This window comes from Pseudoalteromonas sp. AWH4_217 (assembly GCF_056161105.1).
Genome location: NZ_JBSWYM010000004.1, coordinates 115,158 through 136,523 on the forward strand (window position 1 = coordinate 115,158; position 21,366 = coordinate 136,523).

23 protein-coding genes are annotated in these 21,366 nt (G+C 49.1%); 12 read left to right on the forward strand and 11 right to left on the reverse strand.

Annotated elements, in window-relative coordinates; all coding sequences use genetic code 11:
* Positions 1–82: 82 nt before the first annotated feature.
* The 4 genes from ACXAH1_RS05710 to ACXAH1_RS05725 all read right to left on the reverse strand — a co-directional run bounded on the left by ACXAH1_RS05710 (position 83) and on the right by ACXAH1_RS05725 (position 3,707).
* Positions 83–1,309 (reverse strand): NAD(P)/FAD-dependent oxidoreductase, encoded by a 1,227-nt coding sequence (locus tag ACXAH1_RS05710; RefSeq protein WP_290444347.1) that lies wholly within the window; start codon positions 1,307–1,309, stop codon positions 83–85.
* Positions 1,310–1,314: 5 nt separating this feature from the next.
* Positions 1,315–2,703, reverse strand: a complete 1,389-nt coding sequence (locus ACXAH1_RS05715) for an FAD/NAD(P)-dependent oxidoreductase (protein ID WP_475194662.1) — start codon at positions 2,701–2,703, stop codon at positions 1,315–1,317.
* Positions 2,696–3,016 carry a 2Fe-2S iron-sulfur cluster-binding protein gene (locus tag ACXAH1_RS05720; RefSeq protein WP_054015748.1) on the reverse strand — a complete coding sequence of 107 codons (321 nt, stop codon included), beginning with the start codon at positions 3,014–3,016 and terminating at the stop codon, positions 2,696–2,698. Before ACXAH1_RS05720 ends, ACXAH1_RS05715 begins: the two co-directional genes overlap by 8 nt.
* Positions 3,017–3,347: 331 nt before the next feature.
* A complete protein-coding gene (locus tag ACXAH1_RS05725) occupies positions 3,348–3,707 on the reverse strand; it encodes a winged helix-turn-helix transcriptional regulator (protein ID WP_138544303.1) in 360 nt (119 codons plus the stop codon).
* A gap of 108 nt (positions 3,708–3,815) precedes the next feature.
* Between ACXAH1_RS05725 and ACXAH1_RS05730 the strand changes: the two genes are divergently transcribed.
* The 4 genes from ACXAH1_RS05730 to ACXAH1_RS05745 are packed head-to-tail and all read left to right on the forward strand — an operon-like array spanning position 3,816 to position 6,442.
* Positions 3,816–4,397 carry an NAD(P)H-dependent oxidoreductase gene (locus ACXAH1_RS05730; RefSeq protein WP_475194666.1) on the forward strand — a complete coding sequence of 194 codons (582 nt, stop codon included), beginning with the start codon at positions 3,816–3,818 and terminating at the stop codon, positions 4,395–4,397.
* A gap of 9 nt (positions 4,398–4,406) precedes the next feature.
* Positions 4,407–4,955, forward strand: coding sequence for a redoxin domain-containing protein (locus ACXAH1_RS05735; protein ID WP_138552379.1), 549 nt, complete (start codon positions 4,407–4,409; stop codon positions 4,953–4,955).
* 24 nt (positions 4,956–4,979) lie between these two features.
* Positions 4,980–5,537 (forward strand): carboxymuconolactone decarboxylase family protein, encoded by a 558-nt coding sequence (locus ACXAH1_RS05740; protein WP_475194669.1) that lies wholly within the window; start codon positions 4,980–4,982, stop codon positions 5,535–5,537.
* A gap of 29 nt (positions 5,538–5,566) precedes the next feature.
* Positions 5,567–6,442: a phosphotransferase family protein gene (locus tag ACXAH1_RS05745; RefSeq protein WP_475194672.1), complete on the forward strand. Its 876-nt coding sequence runs from the start codon at positions 5,567–5,569 to the stop codon at positions 6,440–6,442.
* A gap of 28 nt (positions 6,443–6,470) precedes the next feature.
* On the opposite strand, the gene ACXAH1_RS05750 is transcribed toward ACXAH1_RS05745, so the two are convergent.
* The 3 genes from ACXAH1_RS05750 to ACXAH1_RS05760 form a co-directional block, all read right to left on the reverse strand.
* Positions 6,471–6,875 (reverse strand): GFA family protein, encoded by a 405-nt coding sequence (locus ACXAH1_RS05750; RefSeq protein WP_475194675.1) that lies wholly within the window; start codon positions 6,873–6,875, stop codon positions 6,471–6,473.
* A gap of 151 nt (positions 6,876–7,026) precedes the next feature.
* Positions 7,027–7,380, reverse strand: coding sequence for a DUF1428 domain-containing protein (locus tag ACXAH1_RS05755; RefSeq protein ID WP_475194679.1), 354 nt, complete (start codon positions 7,378–7,380; stop codon positions 7,027–7,029).
* A 257-nt stretch (positions 7,381–7,637) separates the two neighbouring features.
* Positions 7,638–7,982, reverse strand: coding sequence for a hypothetical protein (locus ACXAH1_RS05760; RefSeq protein WP_475194682.1), 345 nt, complete (start codon positions 7,980–7,982; stop codon positions 7,638–7,640).
* A gap of 792 nt (positions 7,983–8,774) precedes the next feature.
* Between ACXAH1_RS05760 and ACXAH1_RS05765 the strand changes: the two genes are divergently transcribed.
* The 5 genes from ACXAH1_RS05765 (at position 8,775) to ACXAH1_RS05785 (ending at position 15,845) form a co-directional block, all read left to right on the forward strand.
* Positions 8,775–10,022 (forward strand): HlyD family secretion protein, encoded by a 1,248-nt coding sequence (locus ACXAH1_RS05765; RefSeq protein ID WP_475194686.1) that lies wholly within the window; start codon positions 8,775–8,777, stop codon positions 10,020–10,022.
* A 10-nt stretch (positions 10,023–10,032) separates the two neighbouring features.
* Positions 10,033–10,740 (forward strand): ABC transporter ATP-binding protein, encoded by a 708-nt coding sequence (locus tag ACXAH1_RS05770; RefSeq protein ID WP_475194689.1) that lies wholly within the window; start codon positions 10,033–10,035, stop codon positions 10,738–10,740.
* Complete coding sequence (locus ACXAH1_RS05775; RefSeq protein ID WP_475194692.1) at positions 10,737–13,124, forward strand: ABC transporter permease; 2,388 nt, start codon at positions 10,737–10,739, stop codon at positions 13,122–13,124. The genes ACXAH1_RS05770 and ACXAH1_RS05775 overlap by 4 nt, the downstream gene beginning before the upstream one ends.
* A gap of 61 nt (positions 13,125–13,185) precedes the next feature.
* Entirely contained in the window at positions 13,186–14,553 is a 1,368-nt protein-coding gene (locus tag ACXAH1_RS05780) for a sigma-54-dependent transcriptional regulator (RefSeq protein ID WP_475194695.1), read from the forward strand.
* A 2-nt stretch (positions 14,554–14,555) separates the two neighbouring features.
* Entirely contained in the window at positions 14,556–15,845 is a 1,290-nt protein-coding gene (locus ACXAH1_RS05785) for a sensor histidine kinase (RefSeq protein ID WP_475194697.1), read from the forward strand.
* An 8-nt stretch (positions 15,846–15,853) separates the two neighbouring features.
* Here ACXAH1_RS05785 and ACXAH1_RS05790 read toward each other — a convergent pair whose 3' ends face one another.
* The 3 genes from ACXAH1_RS05790 to ACXAH1_RS05800 all read right to left on the reverse strand — a co-directional run bounded on the left by ACXAH1_RS05790 (position 15,854) and on the right by ACXAH1_RS05800 (position 17,997).
* Positions 15,854–16,345, reverse strand: coding sequence for a lipocalin family protein (locus ACXAH1_RS05790; protein WP_475195123.1), 492 nt, complete (start codon positions 16,343–16,345; stop codon positions 15,854–15,856).
* Between the two features lie 331 nt (positions 16,346–16,676).
* Positions 16,677–17,012 (reverse strand): zinc ribbon domain-containing protein YjdM, encoded by a 336-nt coding sequence (locus ACXAH1_RS05795; protein WP_138544280.1) that lies wholly within the window; start codon positions 17,010–17,012, stop codon positions 16,677–16,679.
* Positions 17,013–17,127: 115 nt separating this feature from the next.
* Positions 17,128–17,997, reverse strand: coding sequence for a LysR family transcriptional regulator (locus ACXAH1_RS05800; protein ID WP_475194698.1), 870 nt, complete (start codon positions 17,995–17,997; stop codon positions 17,128–17,130).
* A 94-nt stretch (positions 17,998–18,091) separates the two neighbouring features.
* On the opposite strand from ACXAH1_RS05800, the gene ACXAH1_RS05805 reads away from it, so the two are divergent.
* Positions 18,092–18,598 carry a lactoylglutathione lyase family protein gene (locus tag ACXAH1_RS05805; protein ID WP_475194700.1) on the forward strand — a complete coding sequence of 169 codons (507 nt, stop codon included), beginning with the start codon at positions 18,092–18,094 and terminating at the stop codon, positions 18,596–18,598.
* 43 nt (positions 18,599–18,641) lie between these two features.
* Here ACXAH1_RS05805 and ACXAH1_RS05810 read toward each other — a convergent pair whose 3' ends face one another.
* A complete protein-coding gene (locus ACXAH1_RS05810) occupies positions 18,642–18,836 on the reverse strand; it encodes a hypothetical protein (RefSeq protein WP_138544277.1) in 195 nt (64 codons plus the stop codon).
* Between the two features lie 136 nt (positions 18,837–18,972).
* Between ACXAH1_RS05810 and ACXAH1_RS05815 the strand changes: the two genes are divergently transcribed.
* Positions 18,973–19,656 carry a response regulator transcription factor gene (locus ACXAH1_RS05815; protein ID WP_475194702.1) on the forward strand — a complete coding sequence of 228 codons (684 nt, stop codon included), beginning with the start codon at positions 18,973–18,975 and terminating at the stop codon, positions 19,654–19,656.
* Positions 19,649–21,031, forward strand: a complete 1,383-nt coding sequence (locus tag ACXAH1_RS05820; protein WP_475194703.1) for a HAMP domain-containing sensor histidine kinase — start codon at positions 19,649–19,651, stop codon at positions 21,029–21,031. The genes ACXAH1_RS05815 and ACXAH1_RS05820 overlap by 8 nt, the downstream gene beginning before the upstream one ends.
* Positions 21,032–21,366 lie beyond the last annotated feature (335 nt).

Genomic DNA, 21,366 nt, shown 5'->3' on the forward strand with positions numbered 1-21,366 from the left:
TGTTTTTTATTAAGAATGTTGACACAGTTAAGGTTAAAATCGGGAGCCTCCCTGCCCCTCGAGTTTCTTCCCGTAATCAGAATTAACCGGCTTTTTGCTCGGCCTCGTCAAAACGCGCGACGCTGAACGGAGTCAGATCCAGCGAAGGGGTTTTGCCGGTTATCAGCTCAGTCATCAACTGCCCAGTAATCGCAGACGTCAGAATACCAGTACGGAAATGACCACAGGCATTCAGATATCCTTCTATCCCCTCAACCGGGCCCAGGATTGGCAACTCGTCCGGCGTGCCTGGTCGCAAACCTGCCCAGCAACGCTTTATGCTCGACTCTTTGAGAATTGGCAGACACTTCATCGCACCCTGTGACAGCTCCTGGATCTTGTCCAGACTGTTAGTGGTATCAAACCCCTTTTCTTCGGTGGATGAGCCAATCAGGATCTCGCCGTTGTCCTTTTGTGCAATGTAACAATCGCTGGTGCTGATGCAGCCATTCATGATCTTCGGCATCCGCTCTGAGAGCACAATTTGTCCTTTCACCGGATAAACCGGCATAGTGCGTCCCGTTGCTTGCTGATACAGTTCATTCGCCCAGGCGCCGGACGCGTTGATCAGTGTATCGCAGAAGAACACTTGGTCATGGGTCTTCACCCCTTCCACCACATTGCCGTTACGGATCACTGAGGTTACTTCAGTGTTCAGATATAAAGACACCCCATTCTGACGGGCCCCTTCCAGGTAGGCGTCGACCAGACGATACGGGTTCACCTGGTGATCACAAATAAAGTCAATGGCCCCAATAGCATCGTCCGTCACATAGGGTTCTTCCTTTTTGAGCTCTTCTGCATCCAGCCAGCGCACCTGATCGGCCAGATGTGGGATCCCCTCTGTGATCTGCTCAGCGTATAACCTGTCTTCTTCGTTATACATAATGAATTTCAGACCCGTGCGCTCAAATTTAAAGTCAACACCATGTTTTTCAAGCATTTCCTGATGTAATGCCGGGTACATATTGTTTGAGGTCAGGGCAAATTCAAAAAAGCAGTCTGGTAACTGATGCGGGCGCATCACGGGCACTTCCTTACCCTGGGCTTCGCTGTGCAACTTGGACAAGGTCTTAAAAAAGATCACACCACAGCCCAGACCGACCGATTCGCCGATAGCCCACAATCCGCCTGCAGAAGCGCGTGAAGCATTACCAGGTTTCTTCAAATCAATTAGCGCGATTTTTAAATCTGTATCGCGACTCAAAAAGTATGCGCACGCTGCACCCACGGCACCGCCACCTGCGATGACAACATCATATTTTTTCATTGTGTTCATTCCATTAAAGTAAAGGGGATAGGATCAAGGGGAAAACGCGGTTTGATCACACCGATGTTTTCCGTCAGGCCTGCTTCGTGCAGGTAATCCAGCGCATATGAGCTGCAGGTTTTCCCCTGACAATCCCCCATACCGATCCGGGTACGCATCTTCAGGCTGGTGATGTCTTTCACACCTTGCGCAATGGCTTCGTCCAGCTGCTCACGGCGAACCTGTTCACAACGACACACCACAGTTTCGGGCGCTGCCAACGTCAATAAACCAGGCTGTCTGTCTGAAAAGCGATCAAAGCCAAAGCGGAACTTTTTGATCCGGGCGAGCTTATTCTTTACTTTGGTTGCACGACTAAGCATTTGAGATTCGGTAATTCTTCCGCATTGCCAGGCAAGACGCAGCGCTGCCAGCTGCCCCTCACAGATAGCCGCATCGGCGCCCAGCAGACCATTACTGTCGCCCACCACAAACGCGGCATGGTTTTGGCTCTGATGCCATTCATCAAGCGCAGGTACATAGCCACTGACCTTAGTGTAGTTATGCTCCAGACCCAGCAACATGGCTAACTGTGTGCGTGCTACAAAGCCGTAGCCAACCCCGATTGCATCCACTTCTACCTTAACTGCCAGGTCACGTTGAGGACGCCACTGGCTGTCATAAGGCGCAACCTGAATGCTCTTAAGTTGCTCATCCCCCTGGGCGCTGACGATACCCCAGCCATATTTGAAAGGAATCTTGTGCTTTTTGAGATAGCTCATCATGCTCATGCCTGAGAGCGTTAACTTGGGCTTGTTAAGCAGCGCAACGGCTTCTTTTGCCAGTTTGGCAAATGGACTGGCTTCAAAGACACCCACCACATCAACACCTGCTTTATGTAACTGGCAGGCAACCAAGGGTAACAAAGGCCCAGTGCCAACCAGTGCCATTCGCTGGCCCGGTCTGACCAGGCCACTTTTAAGCTGCAACTGCACACCGCCCAGTAGCATAACACCGGGTAACTGCCAGCCGGGAAACGGTACACTGCGCTCATGACAACCCGTTGCGAGGATCAGGTGCGCGTAAGGCTGACGGCTCAGGCCTGAATTATCGCTGAGCAACAACTGATTGCTCCCTTCAGGGCCCAGTACCCGTGTTTGTGTTTTAACTTCAATAGAGTCACTATGCGCCTGATACCGGGTTTGCAGTGCCGTCATGGCACGCTTTAAATTATCATCCAGGTGCGGCAAAGAATCAGTCTGGCGCAACGGACCACGATAGATCACACCACCCAGTTTTGGGGCCTCATCGATGATCACCGATTTTAAACCATGACGTGCCAATTCCGCCGCCGCCGCAGTACCAGCCGGGCCGCCTCCCACGATCACAACCTGATCATGTATCTGACTAGTCATGTTTGATCCCCTCTTCCTTGAAACGATTGGTCAGGGTTTCAACCGACATGCGTGGCTCTACCAATGTCTGGCAGGCCCGCTGTTTGTGCTTTGCATTGATTTTTACCTGACAACAATGACATACACCCATGCCACAATAGGCACCTGAGGCCACTTTGCGATCATTTTCCATCACTCTGGCATAGTTTGCCGCGAGTAACACAGACAACACGGTCTCACCTTCACAGGCTTCAACAGGTTGATCATCGACGGTAATTTTGAAATTGCGCGAGGGCAGAGGCGTAATGTCTCTGGTACGCTTAAGTGATTTCATAGCTTGTCTCTCTCGTGTAGTGATACATCATCAACCGCAAAATCAGTACGATTGATAAACAGGACAGGCGGAGAGCCACTGACGCTGAGGGTAACTTAAAATGATAATTAAAAGTTAACTGCTTAAAAGTGTGTAACCGTTTTTCCGGTTCCTTTCGCTCGTCTATGCCCTATTTTAGGCACATTTAGCTCATCTCCTGTGAACGAGAGAAGATTAACTCGGAATAAACAATTATTCCATATTTATTTACATTGAATAAACAAAATTTGATCTGGATCTGGGCATGCCGGTTTTTAGAGCATATGCCGTTGTGTGTACCCGTACTTTAGAACTAGCTCACTTGGTGAGACTCAGACCAGACGCGCAGTTGCTCCAGTATATGCAATGCCGAGCGACCAAACTCGGTCAGCTCATAGGTTACTGCGACTGGGCGTTCATTCACAACGGTGCGCAGCACCATGCCCTGAGCTTCCAGCTCCTTCAGGCGTTGATCGATCATTTTTTTGCTGGCGCCTCCGAGCATTCTGGCCAGATCGTTAAAGCGCACCGGCTCATCTTTGAGATGATAGATAATGGATCCCGTCCACTTTCCACCGATCAGGCGCATACCCTTTTCAATAGCACAAGGTTCCTCGCATGCATTTAAAACTTTTTTTCTTCCCTTACTATCTGTTTTAACAACACTTTCCACAGTCTGCACTCCAATTATAGGGTGGTTACCAAAAGTAAACTAATTGAATAAAGGTTACAGGTTACTATTATAAACCAGGTTAGTAATTAAGCCTACCGGAGAATTAACATGAACAAAGCCCTGATCATTAACGCCCATCAGTATTACCCGTTTTCTGAGGGAAAACTCAACGCAACCCTAGTGGATAAAATGGTGTCTTATCTGAATGCCAAAGGGGTTGAGACTCGGGTTGTCACTATGGATGAACCGCTGGATATTGAACAACAACTTGAGTTGCATCGCTGGGCGGATGTGGTACTGCTTCAGTCCCCCATTAACTGGATGGGCCTGCCCTGGTCGTTTAAAAAATACATGGATGAAGTGTACACCGCAGGTATGGGTGGTGCTTTGTGTGATGGCGACGGCCGTTCGGCAGACAACCCCAAAGCCAATTATGGCCGCGGTGGCACACTCAGCAATACGCGTTATATGCTGTCTGTGACTTTTAATGCCCCGGCAGAGTCATTTAACGACGAACACGAGTTTTTTGAAGGTAAAAGTGTAGATGACTTGCTATTTCCGGCCCATATGAACTTTAAGTTCTTTGGCATGCAGTCTATACCTACGTTTAGCTGTTTTGATGTGATGAAAAACGCAGACATTGAACGCGACCTTGCTCGCTTTGAGACCCATTTAAATACCTACTTTTAAGGAACTGCCATGAGCCAAGCGTACCAGTACACTCAAAAACTTCACCCCGGTAGCCCGTTTCCGGATATTCAGGTCACTCTGGCCGACGGCAGTACACGCCCTCTGGCACAAGCCAATGATGACGACCGCTGGCAGTTGGTGCTGATTTACCGAGGTCGCCATTGCCCTTTGTGTACTCGCTATCTCAATGAGCTTGAGCAATTCAAAAACAAGCTCGCCGACATCAAAGTAGACATTGTTGCTGTCTCGGGAGATAGCCTGGCGCAACTCCAAAGCCACAGTGAGCAGCTCAACGTATCGTTTGCACTGGGCTATGGTCTGAGCCTTGAAGAAATGCAAACGCTGGGCCTTTTTATCTCTGATCCGCGCTCCGCACAGGAAACCGATCATCCGTTTGCGGAACCCGGACTCTTTGTAGTTAATCAACAGGGAAACATTCAGGTGACAGATATCTCGAACAACCCGTTTGTTCGTCCGGACCTGACTTCTCTGGTGAATGGGCTGGCCTGGATCCGCGACCCGGATAACAACTATCCCATTCGCGGTATGCACCGCTAAGCCGAATTGCACAGGAGAAAAACCATGTTTACCTATTATGAGCCCGATACGGCACCAGAAAAATCAAAGCCGCTGATGGAACAGTCGCTGGCCAGTTTTGGTATGTTGCCCAACCTGCACAAGGTACTGGCAGAATCGGCTGTAACCTACAAAGCGTATAACGACACCTTTAGCGCTTTTATGCAAGAGACCAGCCTGTCAGCGGTTGAACAACAAGTGGTCTTTATGACAGCCAACTACGAAAATAACTGCCACTATTGTGTGCCGGGCCACACCTGGATGATGAAATCAGCCGGTATGCCCGAGACGCTGATCACCGCACTGCGCGAAGGCACATCGCTGCCCGACAGCAAGCTTCAGGCACTACAGGACTTTGTAAAAGCTTTGCTGGCCAAACAGGGTCACATTGGCGACGACGCACTGAATGCTTTCCTCGCTGCCGGATACAACAAGCAGCAGGCGCTGGAAGTATTGACCGGTCTGGCTGCCAAGCTTATCTCCAATTTTACCAATGCCCTGGCCAAAACCGAGCTGGATCCGCCCATGCAACCCTACCAGTGGACGCATCCGAATTCACGGTAATCGTCTGCGCCAATTTGCAAAATATACGCATGAGTGTAAATGCTTTGCCAGAGCTGCGCGACGAGAGTACACAGCACAGGCCGCTTAGTGGCGGCCTGACCCATAACACCACTCTGCTGAAAAGAGGTGACGGAAGCCTTTGGGTATGTAAACGCTCACTTGGACGCAATCATTCAGGGCTGGAAACTGAGGCCTATGTATACTCATTGCTGACACTCTCTCGCTTTATGCTACCGGTTGAATTTCATCAAAGTGAAACTGGCCCGCAGACGTTATTACGACCCTATATTGAAGGAACAAGCATAAGTGACTGGGCGGCATTAGATATCGAACAGGTGATCACCCTGCTTAAACAAGTCCACCAGATAACTCATGCGCGTCACGGCAAAGTCAGTGCCCCTGCCAGCCTCATACTGAACCCGGCAAAACACCTCACCGCTATCTGGCGATACTTTCGTAGTCGGACCGCAGAGCATGCCAAACTGACCAAACTCTACTCCTCACTGTATACGGTATTGCAGGCGCGCCAGCCCTGTTTTGACCAGCTCAGTACCTTTACGCTCAATCACGGTGACTTCCACCCCGGCAATCTCATCGTTACGCCAGCTCAGCAGCTCATCCCCATTGACTGGGAGCGCGCACATTTTGGCGACCCCGCATTCGACCTGGCCCTGCTCAACTGGCACGGCAACGGCCCCATCGTTGACTCAGCGTTACAAACCCGCGCCATTGCGCTTTACACTCAGTGCCCGGCGGAACAAATACAGTTGCAAAAACGCGTCATATGCTGGAGTTTAGTACGTTTATTTAACGATTATTTGTATCTGACAAACAACGGTTTGAAGGTCGGTAAACTGGCGCGCTTTGAAGAGGCCATATCAATACTTCTGAATGCAGCCAGCTGAAGTCGTATTGCCAGTTCGACACGCTGGATTACGTTCGTGCGTTTTTGAAGGTTGGAATATCAGCCTGTAGCGAACACCAATTCGCTTTGCTGCTGGTAAAAATCTGTGCATCCACTTTCACTGGAATATCTGAGTCGAATGTGGATATGGCGACTTCAATGTCTTCTGGTGGCGCGCCTTTACTTCGAAAACCAAGGCTTGAGCCACAGGTATCACAAAAAGTACGCGTGGTGCCATTGGGAGCTGTGAACTCTTTTAAGCAGTCTTTTCCCGACAACCAGTTTAAATCAGTCACAGACACCAAAGTACCAAAAGCAGCGCCGTGAAATTTACGACACATAGTACAGTGGCAATTCGCCACTCTGGTGCTGAAACCGGAGACAGTGAAGGTAATCTGCCCGCACAAACATGAGCCATGATATTCATTTTTCATAGGTTTCAGTTTCCCGGCTACGAGCCACAAAATTCAATTCAAACAATACCAAAAAAATCAAGATTGCACTGCGAAACCACCAATTAGCTTAGTTACTGAATGGGTTTCGCAATGTAAGTATTTTGCATGATCTGTTTGCCTGGCCTGGCAACTATGCAGTAAGTATCGTATTAAACCCACCGTAGATTAGGCGCTTGCCATCAAATGGCATCGGATTATTTTCCGCAGACATTCTTGGGTCTTCCATAATGGCACGCCAACCTGCGTCACGTGCCTCTTTAGACGGCCAGACTACCCAAGAAAAGACCACAACTTCATTGTCCTGCGCCTTAACCGCCAGAGGCAGAGAAGTCACTTCTCCTTGCGGTACATCGTCACCCCAATTTTCTACAACTTCTAACGCACCATGCTCTTTAAATACGACCGCTGACACTGTTGCGTGCTCAATGTACTTTTCTCTATTGTCATTCGGTACTGCTGCGACAAAACAATCTACATATGACATATTTCTCTCCTTTACCTTGGTTTTTCATATACCCTGAACCTAAATCCAGATCTGGTAACGCGTTAAATCGCGCGCATTACCACACCCAGCCTGCTAATCATAGCAGGCCAAAATAAATGGCAGAGGAAAACAATACATCATCCTGTTGACTGAAATGGTTAACTCACGCCCCCGACAAAAAGGAAATCAAATACTCATTGCTGATGACTCATTGCGACTCATTACTGACCGCGTTTTACTGGCATGTATCCCCAAGTTTACTTCTTGTCTAGAGTAATATACTGAACCACACAACCGGGCAGATTGTCATCAACCTGTAAGACCCCTATTGGTGAGTTTGTAGTTTGGGCTGTAAGTAAAGTAGAGTACAAAAGATCAGCCCCGGGGGTTCCTGCCGGAATGATCACGTAAACACCAGATTCAGCATTACAGTTTAGAATTTTTTCATCTCCGCTTGTTCCAATAAATATTTTTCCTGATGCCTCGACATAGAGCCTTTCAATATAAACATTGGAGCAATGGTCTGGAACACAAACACCAGCAAAAACGGCAAATGAGCTAAAACACAAAAGTGATAGCAATAAAGATTTAAACGACTTCATTTTATCTCCTAGAAGCTCTAACACCTTACTGTGAAGTATATTTTTATATAAAAAATCAATATGATGAAATCAATTAAGCGACGATTACACCAATACTGTCTCATTGCTAACCAAACAGATAACCAGCAACACTATATGTGATTCTAGGATCTTACAAGACATGACTAGAACAGCCTGCTACACATTCATGCTAAACGCCCTAATTCACTTCGAGAGCTTCACCAGTTCTTTATTTCTTAACTCTAAAGCCACTCATATGTATTATCTAGATTACCTCAAATAGTCACAGCAAACTTTGGATATCTTAGAATTTTTTTCTTTCTGGTTGAAGCTTTCTTACAGCTCATTTTGCCAATTGCATTCAAATAACCTCTCCAACATTGGAGCCAATGGTGCCCAAGTGTTTCCAGTTACCCAATGGTTAACTTTTTGGATGGAAAATAATACACAGCAGAAACACAACCATTCAATGCCCTGAGATTCCAACTTGGAAGCGCACCAACTTTTAGGTGACTGCCGATTTACCTTCGTTATTAACCTGGCCGAATTTAGCCCCCGTTGAGCTGTACGTGTAAATTCTACTCAAGAACTGCTGCAGTTTATCAGAGAGGTACAAAACCAATGATTGTCACCCAGACTTTTTCTCCCATTTCCAAAAATCGCAATTTCAAATCCACAAATTGCTACGCCTCCCCTACACTCAAAAAACACACAAAACCATAAAATACAACAACTTAAAAGTTGGCATATGACTTGTAATGACTCTACCCAAATGCCCACAGAGGAAATGGTATGGACATACAGGTCGAACAGAAAAACAACATAAAAGTAAACTGGTTGTGGCTGGGTGGCATCGCTTTGGTCATCATTGTGACTGGCTGGATGGTTGCTCAGCCAGCTGCGCAGGCGTCTTTGCCCGCAGAGAATGCCTGGATTGGTAAAGTCAGACAAGGCGATTTGACCATTTCAGTGGCGGGGTTTGGTCAACTCAAGTCGCGCACGCCACGTCTGATCAGCGCCGCCAGTGAGGCCACGGTTGAGGAGATTATGCTGCGTCCCGGTGCTGAGGTCACGCCCAGCAGCGTGATTATGAAGCTAAAGGATGCCAACCTTTCCCAGTCGCTTAAAGATGCAAAACGAGCACTTCAACAGGCCAAAGATCAGTATTTACAATCCGATATTAATCAACAGCGGGAAATGCTGTCGCATCAAGCCAGCCTGGAGATCTTAAAGTCTGAACTGGAAAGTGCTGAACTCGAGGTCTCTGCGCAGGCTGGGCTGGTTGAAGATGGTGCCGTTTCTAAGCTGGATTATCAGCGCACCGTACTAGAGCACCGCCAGCTTAAGCGGCGAATTGATATCGAACAGCGCCGTATCGCTCAGCTTAAAACCTTACATCAGGCCAATTTACAACTGGCCAACTCCGATATAGAAGCCGCCGAAGAGGCATATCAGTTAATTCAGCACCGGGTAGACCAACTGACTGTGCGTGCGGGGATCACTGGCGTTGTGCAACAACTCCATGTGGAGCTGGGGCAAAGTGTGCCGCTGGGCGCGCAACTTGCACTGGTTGGCAGCACTAAAGATTTATATGCTCAGCTGCAAATCCCGCAGGCCTATGCTGAACAAATTAAACTTAAGCAGTCGGTACAAGTGAATACCCGCGCCGACCTTATCACCGGCACGGTCTCGCGGATCAACCCAATGGTGCAAAACGGCAATATTGAAGTCGAAGTGGCCCTGCCTGCCGTGCTGCCCGACAGCGCCCGGCCCGAGCTAAACATTGAAGGAACTATACATATCAGCACCCTTGAGGATGCGCTGTATATCGACAAACCCGTTGGTGCCAAGGCTTTCAGCACTGCCACTTTGTATCGTATCGAACCCAATACCCAACAAGCACACGCCATTGAGGTACACTATGGCGCCCAGACCGCACAGTATATTCAGTTGCTATCCGGCGCACAGCCACAGCAGCGCTTTATTCTGTCGGATATGGCATCCTATCAGGATGAGCTGGTCGTGTACCTGAGTAAATAAGGAAACAACAATGAACAACCAATGCGTTATTGAACTCACCGATATCACCAAACACTTCCTGCTCAGTGGCTTAGAAACACAAGCCTTACGGGGCGTAAACCTGCGCATTAACGAAGGGGAGTACGTCTCTATCTCAGGTCCGTCGGGATGTGGCAAGTCGACACTGCTCAACATTCTGGGCCTGCTGGACACGCCAACTGGCGGTCGCTATAAGATTGCCGGTAACGATGTCAGCCGGCTCAGTGTCAACCAGCGTGCTACTCTAAGAAACAAGCACATTGGCTTTGTCTTTCAGTCATTTAACCTGATTGATGAGCTGAATGTGTTCGACAATCTGGCACTGCCTGTTAAGTACAGTGAACAGCCTTTAAGCGGTTCACAACTTAAAGAACGCGTTATGCAGTGCCTGGAACTGGTGCAAATGACCCACAGGGTAGATCATCAGCCCAATCAACTCTCCGGTGGTCAGCAGCAGCGCATTGCCATTGCCCGAGCACTGGTTAACAAGCCCGATATCCTGCTCATTGATGAGCCCACCGGAAACCTGGACTCCAAAAATGGCGATGCCGTTATGCAGATGCTGCACGATTTAAATGCACAAGGCACCACCATGTGTATGGTAACGCACGACCCCAGATATGCTGATATGGCTGGTCGTAAGCTGTTTCTGCTTGACGGGGTGATGGTCGACGAGGTCAATCTGGAGATGGTGGGATGATCAAAGAAGAACTTAAACTGGCCGCCTCCAACCTGAAAAAGTTGCCCGGCTTTAGTCTTACAGTGATCCTCACACTTGCGCTCACGCTTGCTGCGCTGTGTGTGGTGATCAATATCAATCACAGGTTACTAACCAAACCTCTGCCCTACCCCAACGCCGACACCTTATGGGTCACCGACCAAAGTGAAACCATTAATGGCGAAACCCAGTATGGCTTTCAGATGTTACCCACCCAGTTTCTGATCCATCAGGATCAGCAGTTTATTGACGAAATGGCGATGCTACACCTGACATCACCGCGTCTGATGGATGTAGACCAACGCCCCACGGTTGATATTCTCCGTGTCTCTCCGGAGTTCTTCTCTTTGCTGGGCGTCCCTATGCATCTGGGTCGCGCGCTGAACAGCAATGAAAGCGTAGGCGATGAACAAAAGGTACTGGTGCTGAGCTATCAGGCCTGGCAGGACAAGTTTAACGCCGATCCTGAGGTTATCGGGTCCTTCACCCAGCTCAACCGGGTTGCCTACGAAATCGTCGGGGTGACTGCCGCTGACTTTGAAGTGCCTGAAATTTTCAGAAGCTTTGCCATCAGCGGATTTAGCAGTTTTCCTGAGGCGCTTAGCACCACCAGTCACTGGAACAGCATCAGCAGTCAGTTTAATGGGATTGCTCGTTTTAAGCCGGGCGTAAACCCTGAACAGGCGAATCACTCGCTTGGCGAACAAATCGATGCCTTATATCAGTCTCGTGACAATGTGGCACCCGACACTGCCATTGGTGCCCGCTTTACACCGCTACGCAGCAGGATCATCGCAGAAAGCGACACTTTGGCTCTAAGCTTGTTATTTTCAGCCGCGGTGCTAGTGTTGATCGCCCTGACCAATGTAACTAACCTGTTTTTGTCTCGTGGTGCCCAGAAACAAAGAACGATGGCCATTCAGGCAGCGCTGGGTGCCAAACCACAACATATTTTTATCAGTATGTTTTGTGAAAGTATCTTGTTGATTGGCGCAGCAACGGTTTTAGGATTGCTGGCCGCGGAGTGGCTTAACGTGCTACTGGCCGACGACCTGAGTTACCTGTTTACTCGCATGCAATCCTTATCGCTTGATGCGCCAACCGTGATTGTTGCAGTCTTGCTGGCACTGATCATAGCCCTGGTAATAGCGGCCATCACCAGTCGCCAGGTCAACTACCAGGCCCTGACCAATGCCCTGCACGCCAGCGGTAAAGGCACCAGTGCACAGATCTCAGCCCGCACTCGCCATATTCTGGTTGCACTACAGGTGATGTTCGCCAGTCTGTTGTTATTTTTAGCTGCCAATAAACTATTGCCTGCTTATCAGGAAATGACACACCCAACCGGGTTTAACACCGAGCACCTTTATTACGTCCGTGTCGATGGCAGCGCTACCGACATTGATCCGTTTGAGTTATCCAGGCAGGTTAAAAACACCCTGGGCACACAGGCCAATATTGAAACGGTTGCGGCCAGCGCCACCTCACCACTGGCCATGGGCTGGAAAAACTATCTATACGACGAAAAGGTTGAGCTGATCGGGATCATGAGCCTGGCATTTTTTGATCAGGATGCCTTCACTGCCCTGTCATTGCCAATCACGCAAGGCCGCAGCTTCACGCCTATCGCAGCATCCGGTGAAGACAATAATGAGATTGTGCTCTCCGACTCTCTGGCCAGGCGCCTGTATGGCGAAACCAGCCCTCTGGGTCAGACGCTGTATATCGATCAGGAAACGCCCAGGCAGGTGGTTGGCATTGTTGGTGATGTGTATGTGCCTACAGGCCCTTTAGGATACGAGCTGGAACGCTATTATGTGCCTCTTACCGAAGGTAGTAATGCGTTTATTATTAAAGCCAGTGGACCGCTGTCGCACTCGCAACTGGGCAACGTCTTAAAGGACATCCATCCGACCTTAAACTTCTCGGATTTCAGGAAAGTGGATGATATGCTCAGTCAGCGACTCAGACAAACCTGGCTGCAGGCCATGCTGACAGTAGCACTGCTTGTACTGACACTTAGCCTGGCTGGCGCAGGCATTTATGGTGTACTCACATACAGTGTCCAGATGCGTCGCTACGAACTGGGCATTCACCTGTCTTTGGGTGCGCATACACATAAGCTGATTGCTATGATTGTAAAACAGAGTTTTGTGCCCATATTCACCGGCCTGGCTATGAGCCTGTTGTTTGCCAGTCTTGGATACCTGCTGTGGTCGCGTATTGGCAATGGACCTGTCGATGTAAACTGGCTGGCTGTTGTTAGCAGCATTCCGGTTATGCTATTGGTTGCGCTAATTGCAAGCTATCTGCCGGTGCAAAAGGTGATCCGCCAGGATCCTATTCGGGCACTGAGAAATGAATAACCATTCTAATAAAAAGTAAATGAGGAAATGCAGGCGTCGAACGGCGTCTGCCAGTTTAATCATGCAAGGTACCGTACTTATCGTTGATGACAAGGCTGATATTCGCCTGAGTCTTCATATACTGCTGAAAAATAGCGGCTTTACCACCATTCAATGTGACACCCTGAGTGCTGCGGCACAGGCTCTGGCACAGCACTCAATCGATCTGGTGCTGCTCGATATGAATTATGAGCTGGATACTACCTCAGGTCAGGAAGGGCTTAACTTCCTCACAGAGCATGCGGCGCAGACGCCATCCAGCCCGGCATTTATTGCCATGACAGCCTGGTCCAGTGTTAATCTGGCCGTCGAAGCCATGCAGCGTGGTGCAGTGGATTTTTTTGCCAAGCCGTGGGACAACCACGCTGTACTGATGATAATCAAAAAGCATCTGGGGCTGCGACATATGGCCCATGCAAGACAGGCCATCGTTCCGGTCTTGCAAAAGGCGCCCGCCGAAAGACCCCTGCTGTGGATCAGCCCGCAAATGCAGGCACTTAAAAAGCAGCTGGACCGGGTCGCCCCGACCGGCGCCAATATCCTGTTGCGAGGCGAAAACGGCACAGGAAAATCCCAGGTTGCACAATACCTCCACCAGCAAAGCCTGCGAACAGGTAAACTCGTCAGCGTTAACATGGCGGCAATCCCGGATACCTTGTTTGAAAGCGAGCTGTTTGGTCATGTCAAAGGCGCATTCACCGATGCCAGGCAGGACCGAGAAGGCCGCTTCAGTCAGGCAAGCAGCGGCACCTTATTTTTAGATGAAATCGCGACGCTAAACGAATCTCAGCAGGCTAAGTTGTTACGGGTGCTGGAAAATGGCGAATACGAACCGGTCGGCTCCGACACAACCTGTCACGCAGATTGCCGACTTATTAGCGCTACGAATGCAGATCTCGATACTCTGCAAACGCAAGGAGCATTTCGTCAGGATCTGTATTTCAGGCTCAATACCATCGAGCTGACACTACCACCTCTGAGACAACGTAGTGACGAAGTTATTCCGCTCGCCGAGCACTTTATATCGATTCACGCGCAGCGCTATGAACTGCCCGAAGCGCCTTTATCAGAGTGTGCCCGTAAAGTACTGCAGGCCTATCACTGGCCGGGCAATGTGCGAGAATTAAGCCATATTATGGAGCGGGCAGTACTGATGTGTGACGAGGCCGAAATCACTGCCAGTCAGCTTAACATCAAACCGGCCAGCAGCGAGCAGAACAGCTCGATAAAGGAACTGGTCACGCTGGAGCAGGCCGAGCAGAAACTGATCAAAATGGCACTCACTCAGTGTCAGGACAACGTCGAGGAGGCGTCGGCATTGCTGGGGATCAGCAAAAGTGCGCTGTACCGCCGCATGGACAAATTTAGCATCAAAACCCGGCAGTCTTAACCGTGATTAAATTAAATTACGAACATCTTGTTTCTGGATTTTGCCTGATAATCTGGTTGCTGTTTGCCTTGCTCAGCACCGCACTGCTGCTCAGCCTTGGTAGTGGCTGGCTGGGCGTGCTTACCAACTGTGTTGTGGTACTTTGCCCCGCTGCACTACTGCTACACAGCATTAAAACCCGCGTTGTTCAGCCCTTTTATCATCTGACTAACACAGTCGAGGCCATGCGCTTAGAGGATTATGGGCAACGGTTTTATACGCGCGATCAAAGCGGCATTCTGGCTCAGCTACAAACAGAAACCAGTCAACTGTGTGAGCATTTGCAGACATATAAATCGGCACGCGATCATCAGGCCATCTTACTGTTTCAGCTGATTGAGCAGCTGCCTAGTCCCATTGTCGTGTTTGATGAAAGTAATGCTCTGGTTCATGCCAATGAGGCCTTCTCAAACTGGACAGGAAAACCCTGGCAAACGCAACGACTGACCAAAGCACACCATTTTAGTCTGGTGCAGTCTAATGGTCAGTGGCAATTCAGTCACCCCTCTCTTGCTCAGCAATGGCAGATCCGTCAAAGCCAGCTCCCCATTAATGACAGTCATGCCCACTTATTAATCCTCACCGATGTACAGTCGGTGGTGAGTCAGGCGCAGCGTGACGCCTGGCAAAAGATGATTCGCATTCTGAGCCATGAGATCCACAACTCACTCTCCCCCATCAAGTCATTGGCACAGACATTACAAACCCTGCAGCCAGGTAAAGACACTCAGGCCGATTTCGAGCAGGCCTTAATGGTGATTGTACAGCGCAGCGATGGGCTGATGTCGTTCGTTAATCGCTATGCCAGTGTTGCAAGACAGCATCAGCTACACCCCAAAGTGATCACCATAAGCGCCCTGCTGACCCCAATGCAGGCTTTATATGAGCCACGGGTTTGCTGTAAAGTTGAACAAGAATTCACGCTACCAGTAGATGTCAGCCTGATGGAGCAAGTGCTGATTAATTTGATCACCAATGCGCTGGAGGCCAGTGCACAGACCGCTGCTGTCACCATTACTGCCAGTAAAACAGCACAATACGCCTTTATTGATATTCTGGATGAGGGTCAGGGCATTAGTAATCCCGACAACCTGTTTGTGCCTTTTTATACCACCAAAGCAAATGGCAAAGGCATTGGGCTGGTACTGTGTAAAAACATTATTGAGCAGCACAATGGTCGCCTGACACTGGTTAATCGCACTGACAGATCCGGTGCCAGAGCCCGTATTCAGCTGCCATTGACTCAGAGCTGAGCAAGATATTACTGCTCAACAAAAATCAGTGAGTTGGTATCAAAGCCACGTTCTGAGGCCATACTGACAAACTTGTCGATAATTGCCTGGTCTACTTCCGGGGTTCTTGAGAGCAGCCACAGAAAGTCGCTATCGGGGCCAGACACAAATGCATATTGATAGTTTTGATGGTCCAGCTCAAACACCACATAGGCACCGTAAAACGGACCAAAAAACGAGACCTTCAGATAGGCTTCATCGTCCTGGTTGACAAAAAACGCTTTGCCCTCGGCTTCGCGCCACTGATTTTCTTCGGCGTTAAAGCCACGATTAATGACCTTTACGCCGCCATCTTCGCGCATACTGTATTGCGCCGTTACACGAGAAAGTCCGCGTTCGAAGGAATGATCCAGTCTGGCAATTTCATACCACTTACCAAGGTAACGGTTCAGCTCAAAATTATTAACGGGCTGCACGCTCTGTGGCATACCCAGACAACTGCTGAGAATAAACGCCATCATGATAATTAGCAGTGTTTTCAATGTGTGTTCCTTGTATAACCCAAAGCAGGTAGTACGATCAGGAAATAGCGCAGGTTCACTGCTTTGTACGCTTTTTTCGACGTTCCGCAATCCAGTAATACACATTGTAGCAGGCAACGGCAATGCAAAGCAGGGTGATCAGCAAAGCTGGCACAAATAAGCCAAGTTGAACTAAGACGTTGTCGGTGAGTAGATCCCGTGTCGGTGCACGGGATGACTGAGGGACTGTTGGGGTGACGGAGAGAGTGTCGAAATGACCGAGGGGATGTTGAGATCCGTCAATCCCTGCCCCCGAGCCGGGAAAGAACAATCAGGCTTTTTTAACGAATTTAGCAGTCACCATCATTTCGCCTACGCCGTCGACCTTACAATCCAGTTCGTGGTCTTTTTTGTCCAGTACACGGCGGACCAACGCTTTAGTACCAATTTTAATGACCTGAGAACTCCCTTTGATTTTCAAATCTTTAATCACGGTCACTTTATCGCCGTCGGCCAGCAACGCACCGTTCGCATCTTTCACTTTTACCACGTCATCATCGTTGACTTCGTTGGGATTCCACTCATAGGCACACTCTGGGCACACCAGGTTGCTTTGATCCTGATAAACGTATTCAGAATTACATTTTGGGCAAGGAGGTAAAGACATGCTTACTTACTACTTTTTGATTCATTTGGCTGCATAGTAATGGCTCAGTCCCAGATGTGCCAGTACTAAGCCAATATTTATTGATTTAGTGCAGCCATAAATAATATAACTGGCCTTACAGACTGGTTTTAGCATGCTCAATCACTGTGTCGATTCTGGCAGGTAAGATGCCACGTTTGGTCGTACACAAATATATAGTTTCACTCACCGGATGAGCGAGCGTATGCACCTTTATCTGTTCATGCCTTGCAAAAGCCTCAACGGCGTAGGCAGGCAAAACAGTAAACCCCAAACCCCGGCTCACAGGCTCCAAAATCAGGCTGATCTGGTTAGAAAACCCTTTGCGCTCAAATTCACTACAGTGCCGGAACTGCATGTAATTGGCGCTGAGCAATAGCTCGGCATGATGTGCACCATCGGGGTGATCAATAAAGCCCAACGATAACAACGTTTCCCAGTCTGGCTGATTTACCTCAGCGGGTGTCACCAATAATAAAGGTTCAGTGGCGATCACCTCGCTGATGATATCGGCCGATTTTGCCTGCACTGTTGTGAAACCCATATCCGCATCGCCATCAGCCACGGCTTTTTCAATGGCCTGATTAGGTGCAAATCTGTGGTCGATTATAAGTTTAGGATGACACGCCTGTAGTGCCAACAAATGTGGATACAACCGAAGCCCCACACTGCCCGGTGACATCACTTTGACTTCCCCCTCAAAAGCCGGATCTTCTCCTATACTAACCTCAAGATCCGATAAGCTTTGCAGTATGTGTTGTGCCTGTATACGCAGTTGTTTTCCAGCTTCCGTCAGCACCACTTGTTTGCTGTCACGCAGCAGCAAAGGAACACCCAAATGCGCTTCAAGCTTCTGCACATGCTGGCTCACACCCGATTGCGTCATATGCAGCTGCTCAGCCGTTCTCGTGAAGTGTTCGACTTCGGCAAGGGTACAAAATGTTCGTAGCCAGCTGTTATTTATCATTACAAAATATATTTATTGAGATAATTTTTAATAATTTTACTTGATGGTTGAGTGTTTGTAACCTGTTCATCATTCAAACAGAGGAGAGTATTCTATGAGCCAGGTTTACCCACGTAATTTTTCGCATATCGGCATTTCGGTCCCCGATCTGGAGAAAGCCGTTGAGTTTTATACTCAGGTAATGGGCTGGTATGTCATTATGGCACCGACTGAAATTATTGAAGATGACAGCGCCATAGGTGAAATGTGCACCGACGTATTTGGTCCGGGCTGGAAACGCTTTCGCATAGCACACCTGTCTACCGGCGATCGCATTGGCGTCGAATTATTTCAGTTCGACAATCAAACCAACCCCGACAACAATTTTGAATACTGGAAAACCGGCGTTTTTCATTTCTGTGTGCAAGACCCCGATGTAGAAGGGCTGACGGATAAAATAGTGGCCGCAGGTGGTAAAAGGCGTATGGAAAAACCCCGCTATTACTACCCGGGCGAAAAACCTTATCGCATGATTTATATGGAAGACCCGTTTGGTAACATAGTCGAGATATACAGCCACAGCTATGAGTTGATTTACAGCGCAGGCGCCTATCAGGAATAACAATTTGCAGGGCTGAACATGCCGGCCCTGCTTACTTACCGGCTTATTTATCAGCTTGCTTGTTGGCGCCCCAAAACGCAACGCTCAGCGCCATGCCAGCCCCGGCGCACGGAGCAATGGTAAAAGCCAGAATGTCAAATGCGACCCCAAAAGTCACCCCCATTGCCGTACCGATCCCTGCACCAACCGCAATATACAGGCCCGGGTTAGGTCCTGATTCGGCTTGCTTGTCTGCCATATTTATTTCCTTATTCTGTGCCTGAGTTGGTTTAATTTTATACACACACGCAGGCACAGTACAATACAAAATTGTATGCCAACCCAAGGCAAAAATGCGATATGCTTTAACTGAGTGACGATAACCTCAGGTTTGTATGCATATTTTATTAGTTGAAGACGACCCGGATACCGCCGATTTTATCTGTGCAGGACTGACACAGCACAATGCCCGTGTACAGCATTGCGACAACGCAGAACAAGCCATGTTGAGCGCGTCTGCTACTTCTTTTGATGCCATCATTTTCGACCGCCTGTTACCTAATATGGATGGTCTGGACGCAGTCAGGGTTTTACGCGCCAGCAAAGTTACAACCCCCATTATTATGCTCACAGCACTGAGCGATACAGCCGATCGGGTGGCCGGGCTCGAAGCCGGAGCCGATGATTATCTGGTTAAACCCTTTGCATTTGCTGAACTGTATGCTCGTTTAAAAGCCCTGGCCAGACGCCAGCCCTTACGCGCTGACACACAAGAGTTATTTTTGGGCGAGCTCACGCTCAACCGCACTTCCCGTCAGGTGATAAGAGCAGGACAAGAAATAGAACTGATGCCCAAAGAGTACCAGATACTTGAATATATGATGCAAAACCCGGAACAGCTGATCACCAAAACGATGCTGTTGGAACAAGTCTGGGGGTTTAGCTTCGATCCCAAAACCAGCTTAGTGCAAACCCATGTCAGCCGGCTGCGCAACAAACTGGATAAACCTTTTGCCTTTGATATGATCAAAACCATTCGCGGCAGCGGATACCTGCTGACAGGCCAGTCTGATGATTAGCCGTTACCACCTGACACAAACGACCCTGGTGGGTGGCACACTTTGGGCAGGCATGCTGTTGCTGCTATGGATCATCAGTCAGTTACTTGTTTGGCAGGACAAACAGGAGCAGCAGAGCGAATTTAGCGAGTTTCTGGCTGAGGTTAAGATAATGCTCGATGAGCACGGCCTTGAGCACGTGTTGCAAGAGTTCGAACTGGATGAGGACCTGATCTGGTCCGACACCGAGGCACGGGCACATCTGCTTGATGACGGCTGGTTGGTTGCCATATATGAGCAGGACAAGCTGCTTTTTGGCGCCAACACGGAGCTGAGCGCTGCAACCTCTGCACAGTGGCAAAGTGTTTCCCTTGGCGAAGAGGGCGACACAGAGCTACTTTCTGCCAGGCTCGATTTATCCGATGGCTTACATATTCATTACTGGCAAAAACGCGACGACATGCATGCTCAAAAAGCCGAGTTTTATGAGCAGCTCTCAGGGTGGTTTGCTCTGTTGAGCCTGCCATTCATTTTGGCTGTGATCGTATGGCTGCAGCTCAAACGAACCCGCCCGCTACAGGATTTATCGGCTCAGTTAGAAAAAGTGGCGCACTCACCTGATTCAAAGCGCACTGAAGCTTCAACCTCTCACCCCGATATTGTGGCACTCAGTCTTGCTATTAACCAGATGCTGGATGAAATAACCCGCCTGCACGGCAATATGAAAACCATGTCAGTGGGCATTGCTCATGACCTGAAAACCCCTTTATCGCGAATTTCCAACCGCCTTCAGAGTATGTATCAGGACCTCGACGACATTGCAGCACTGGAAGGCCATATTGATAAAGCAAGCAGTGAGCTGGCTCAGGTCATCAATACATTTAACAATCTGGTGCGACTCAATGCCATTGAGTCTGGCAAACATATACAGGGCTTTAAAACGTTTGATTTGTCGGCATTACTCGATGAACTGGCACAAAGCTACCTGCCCGTCTTTGAAGACAGTGGCCGCCGTTTTGATGTATCCATTGTGCCGTCAGTACACTGCCACGGCGACAGAGATCTCTTGGGTCAGCTGATCTGTAATTTGTTGGAAAACTCGCTGGAGCATAGTCATGAACTGTCGCATGTCTGGCTGAGGCTGCAAAGTCATACCGACAGCGCCCTGCTACAAGTTGGTGACGATGGCCCCGGGATCCCGCAAGGCGACCAGCACAAAGTCTTTGATAAGTTCTATCGTGCAGATATCAGCCGTGGTCGCCCTGGCAATGGCCTTGGGCTAAGCATAGTGCGAGCCATTTGCGACGTACACAAAGCGCAGCTATGCCTGCTTGAACAACAGCCAGGTGCCGTATTTAATATTGAGATCCCCACACGCTCTGCACGGAGTGATTAGTTATAGCGGATGTAAGTCACTTATTTACCGCCAAAGCACACTTCGCTATTTGGTCACCCCGTGCCGGTGCACGGAATGACCGAGAGTGTATTGAGATCCGTCATCCCGGCCCCAGAGCCACCAAGCGTAGCGAAAAAGCTAAGTAGAACTAAAACGCTGTCGATAAGCGACTCCCATGTCAGTGCACGGAATGACCGAGACTGTATTGAGATCCGTCATCCCGGCCCCCGAGCCGGGAACCACCAAGCGTAGCGAAAAAGCTAAGTAGAACTAAAACGCTGTCGATAAGCGGCTCCCGTGCCGGCGCACAAAATGGCCGAGACTGTATTGAGCTC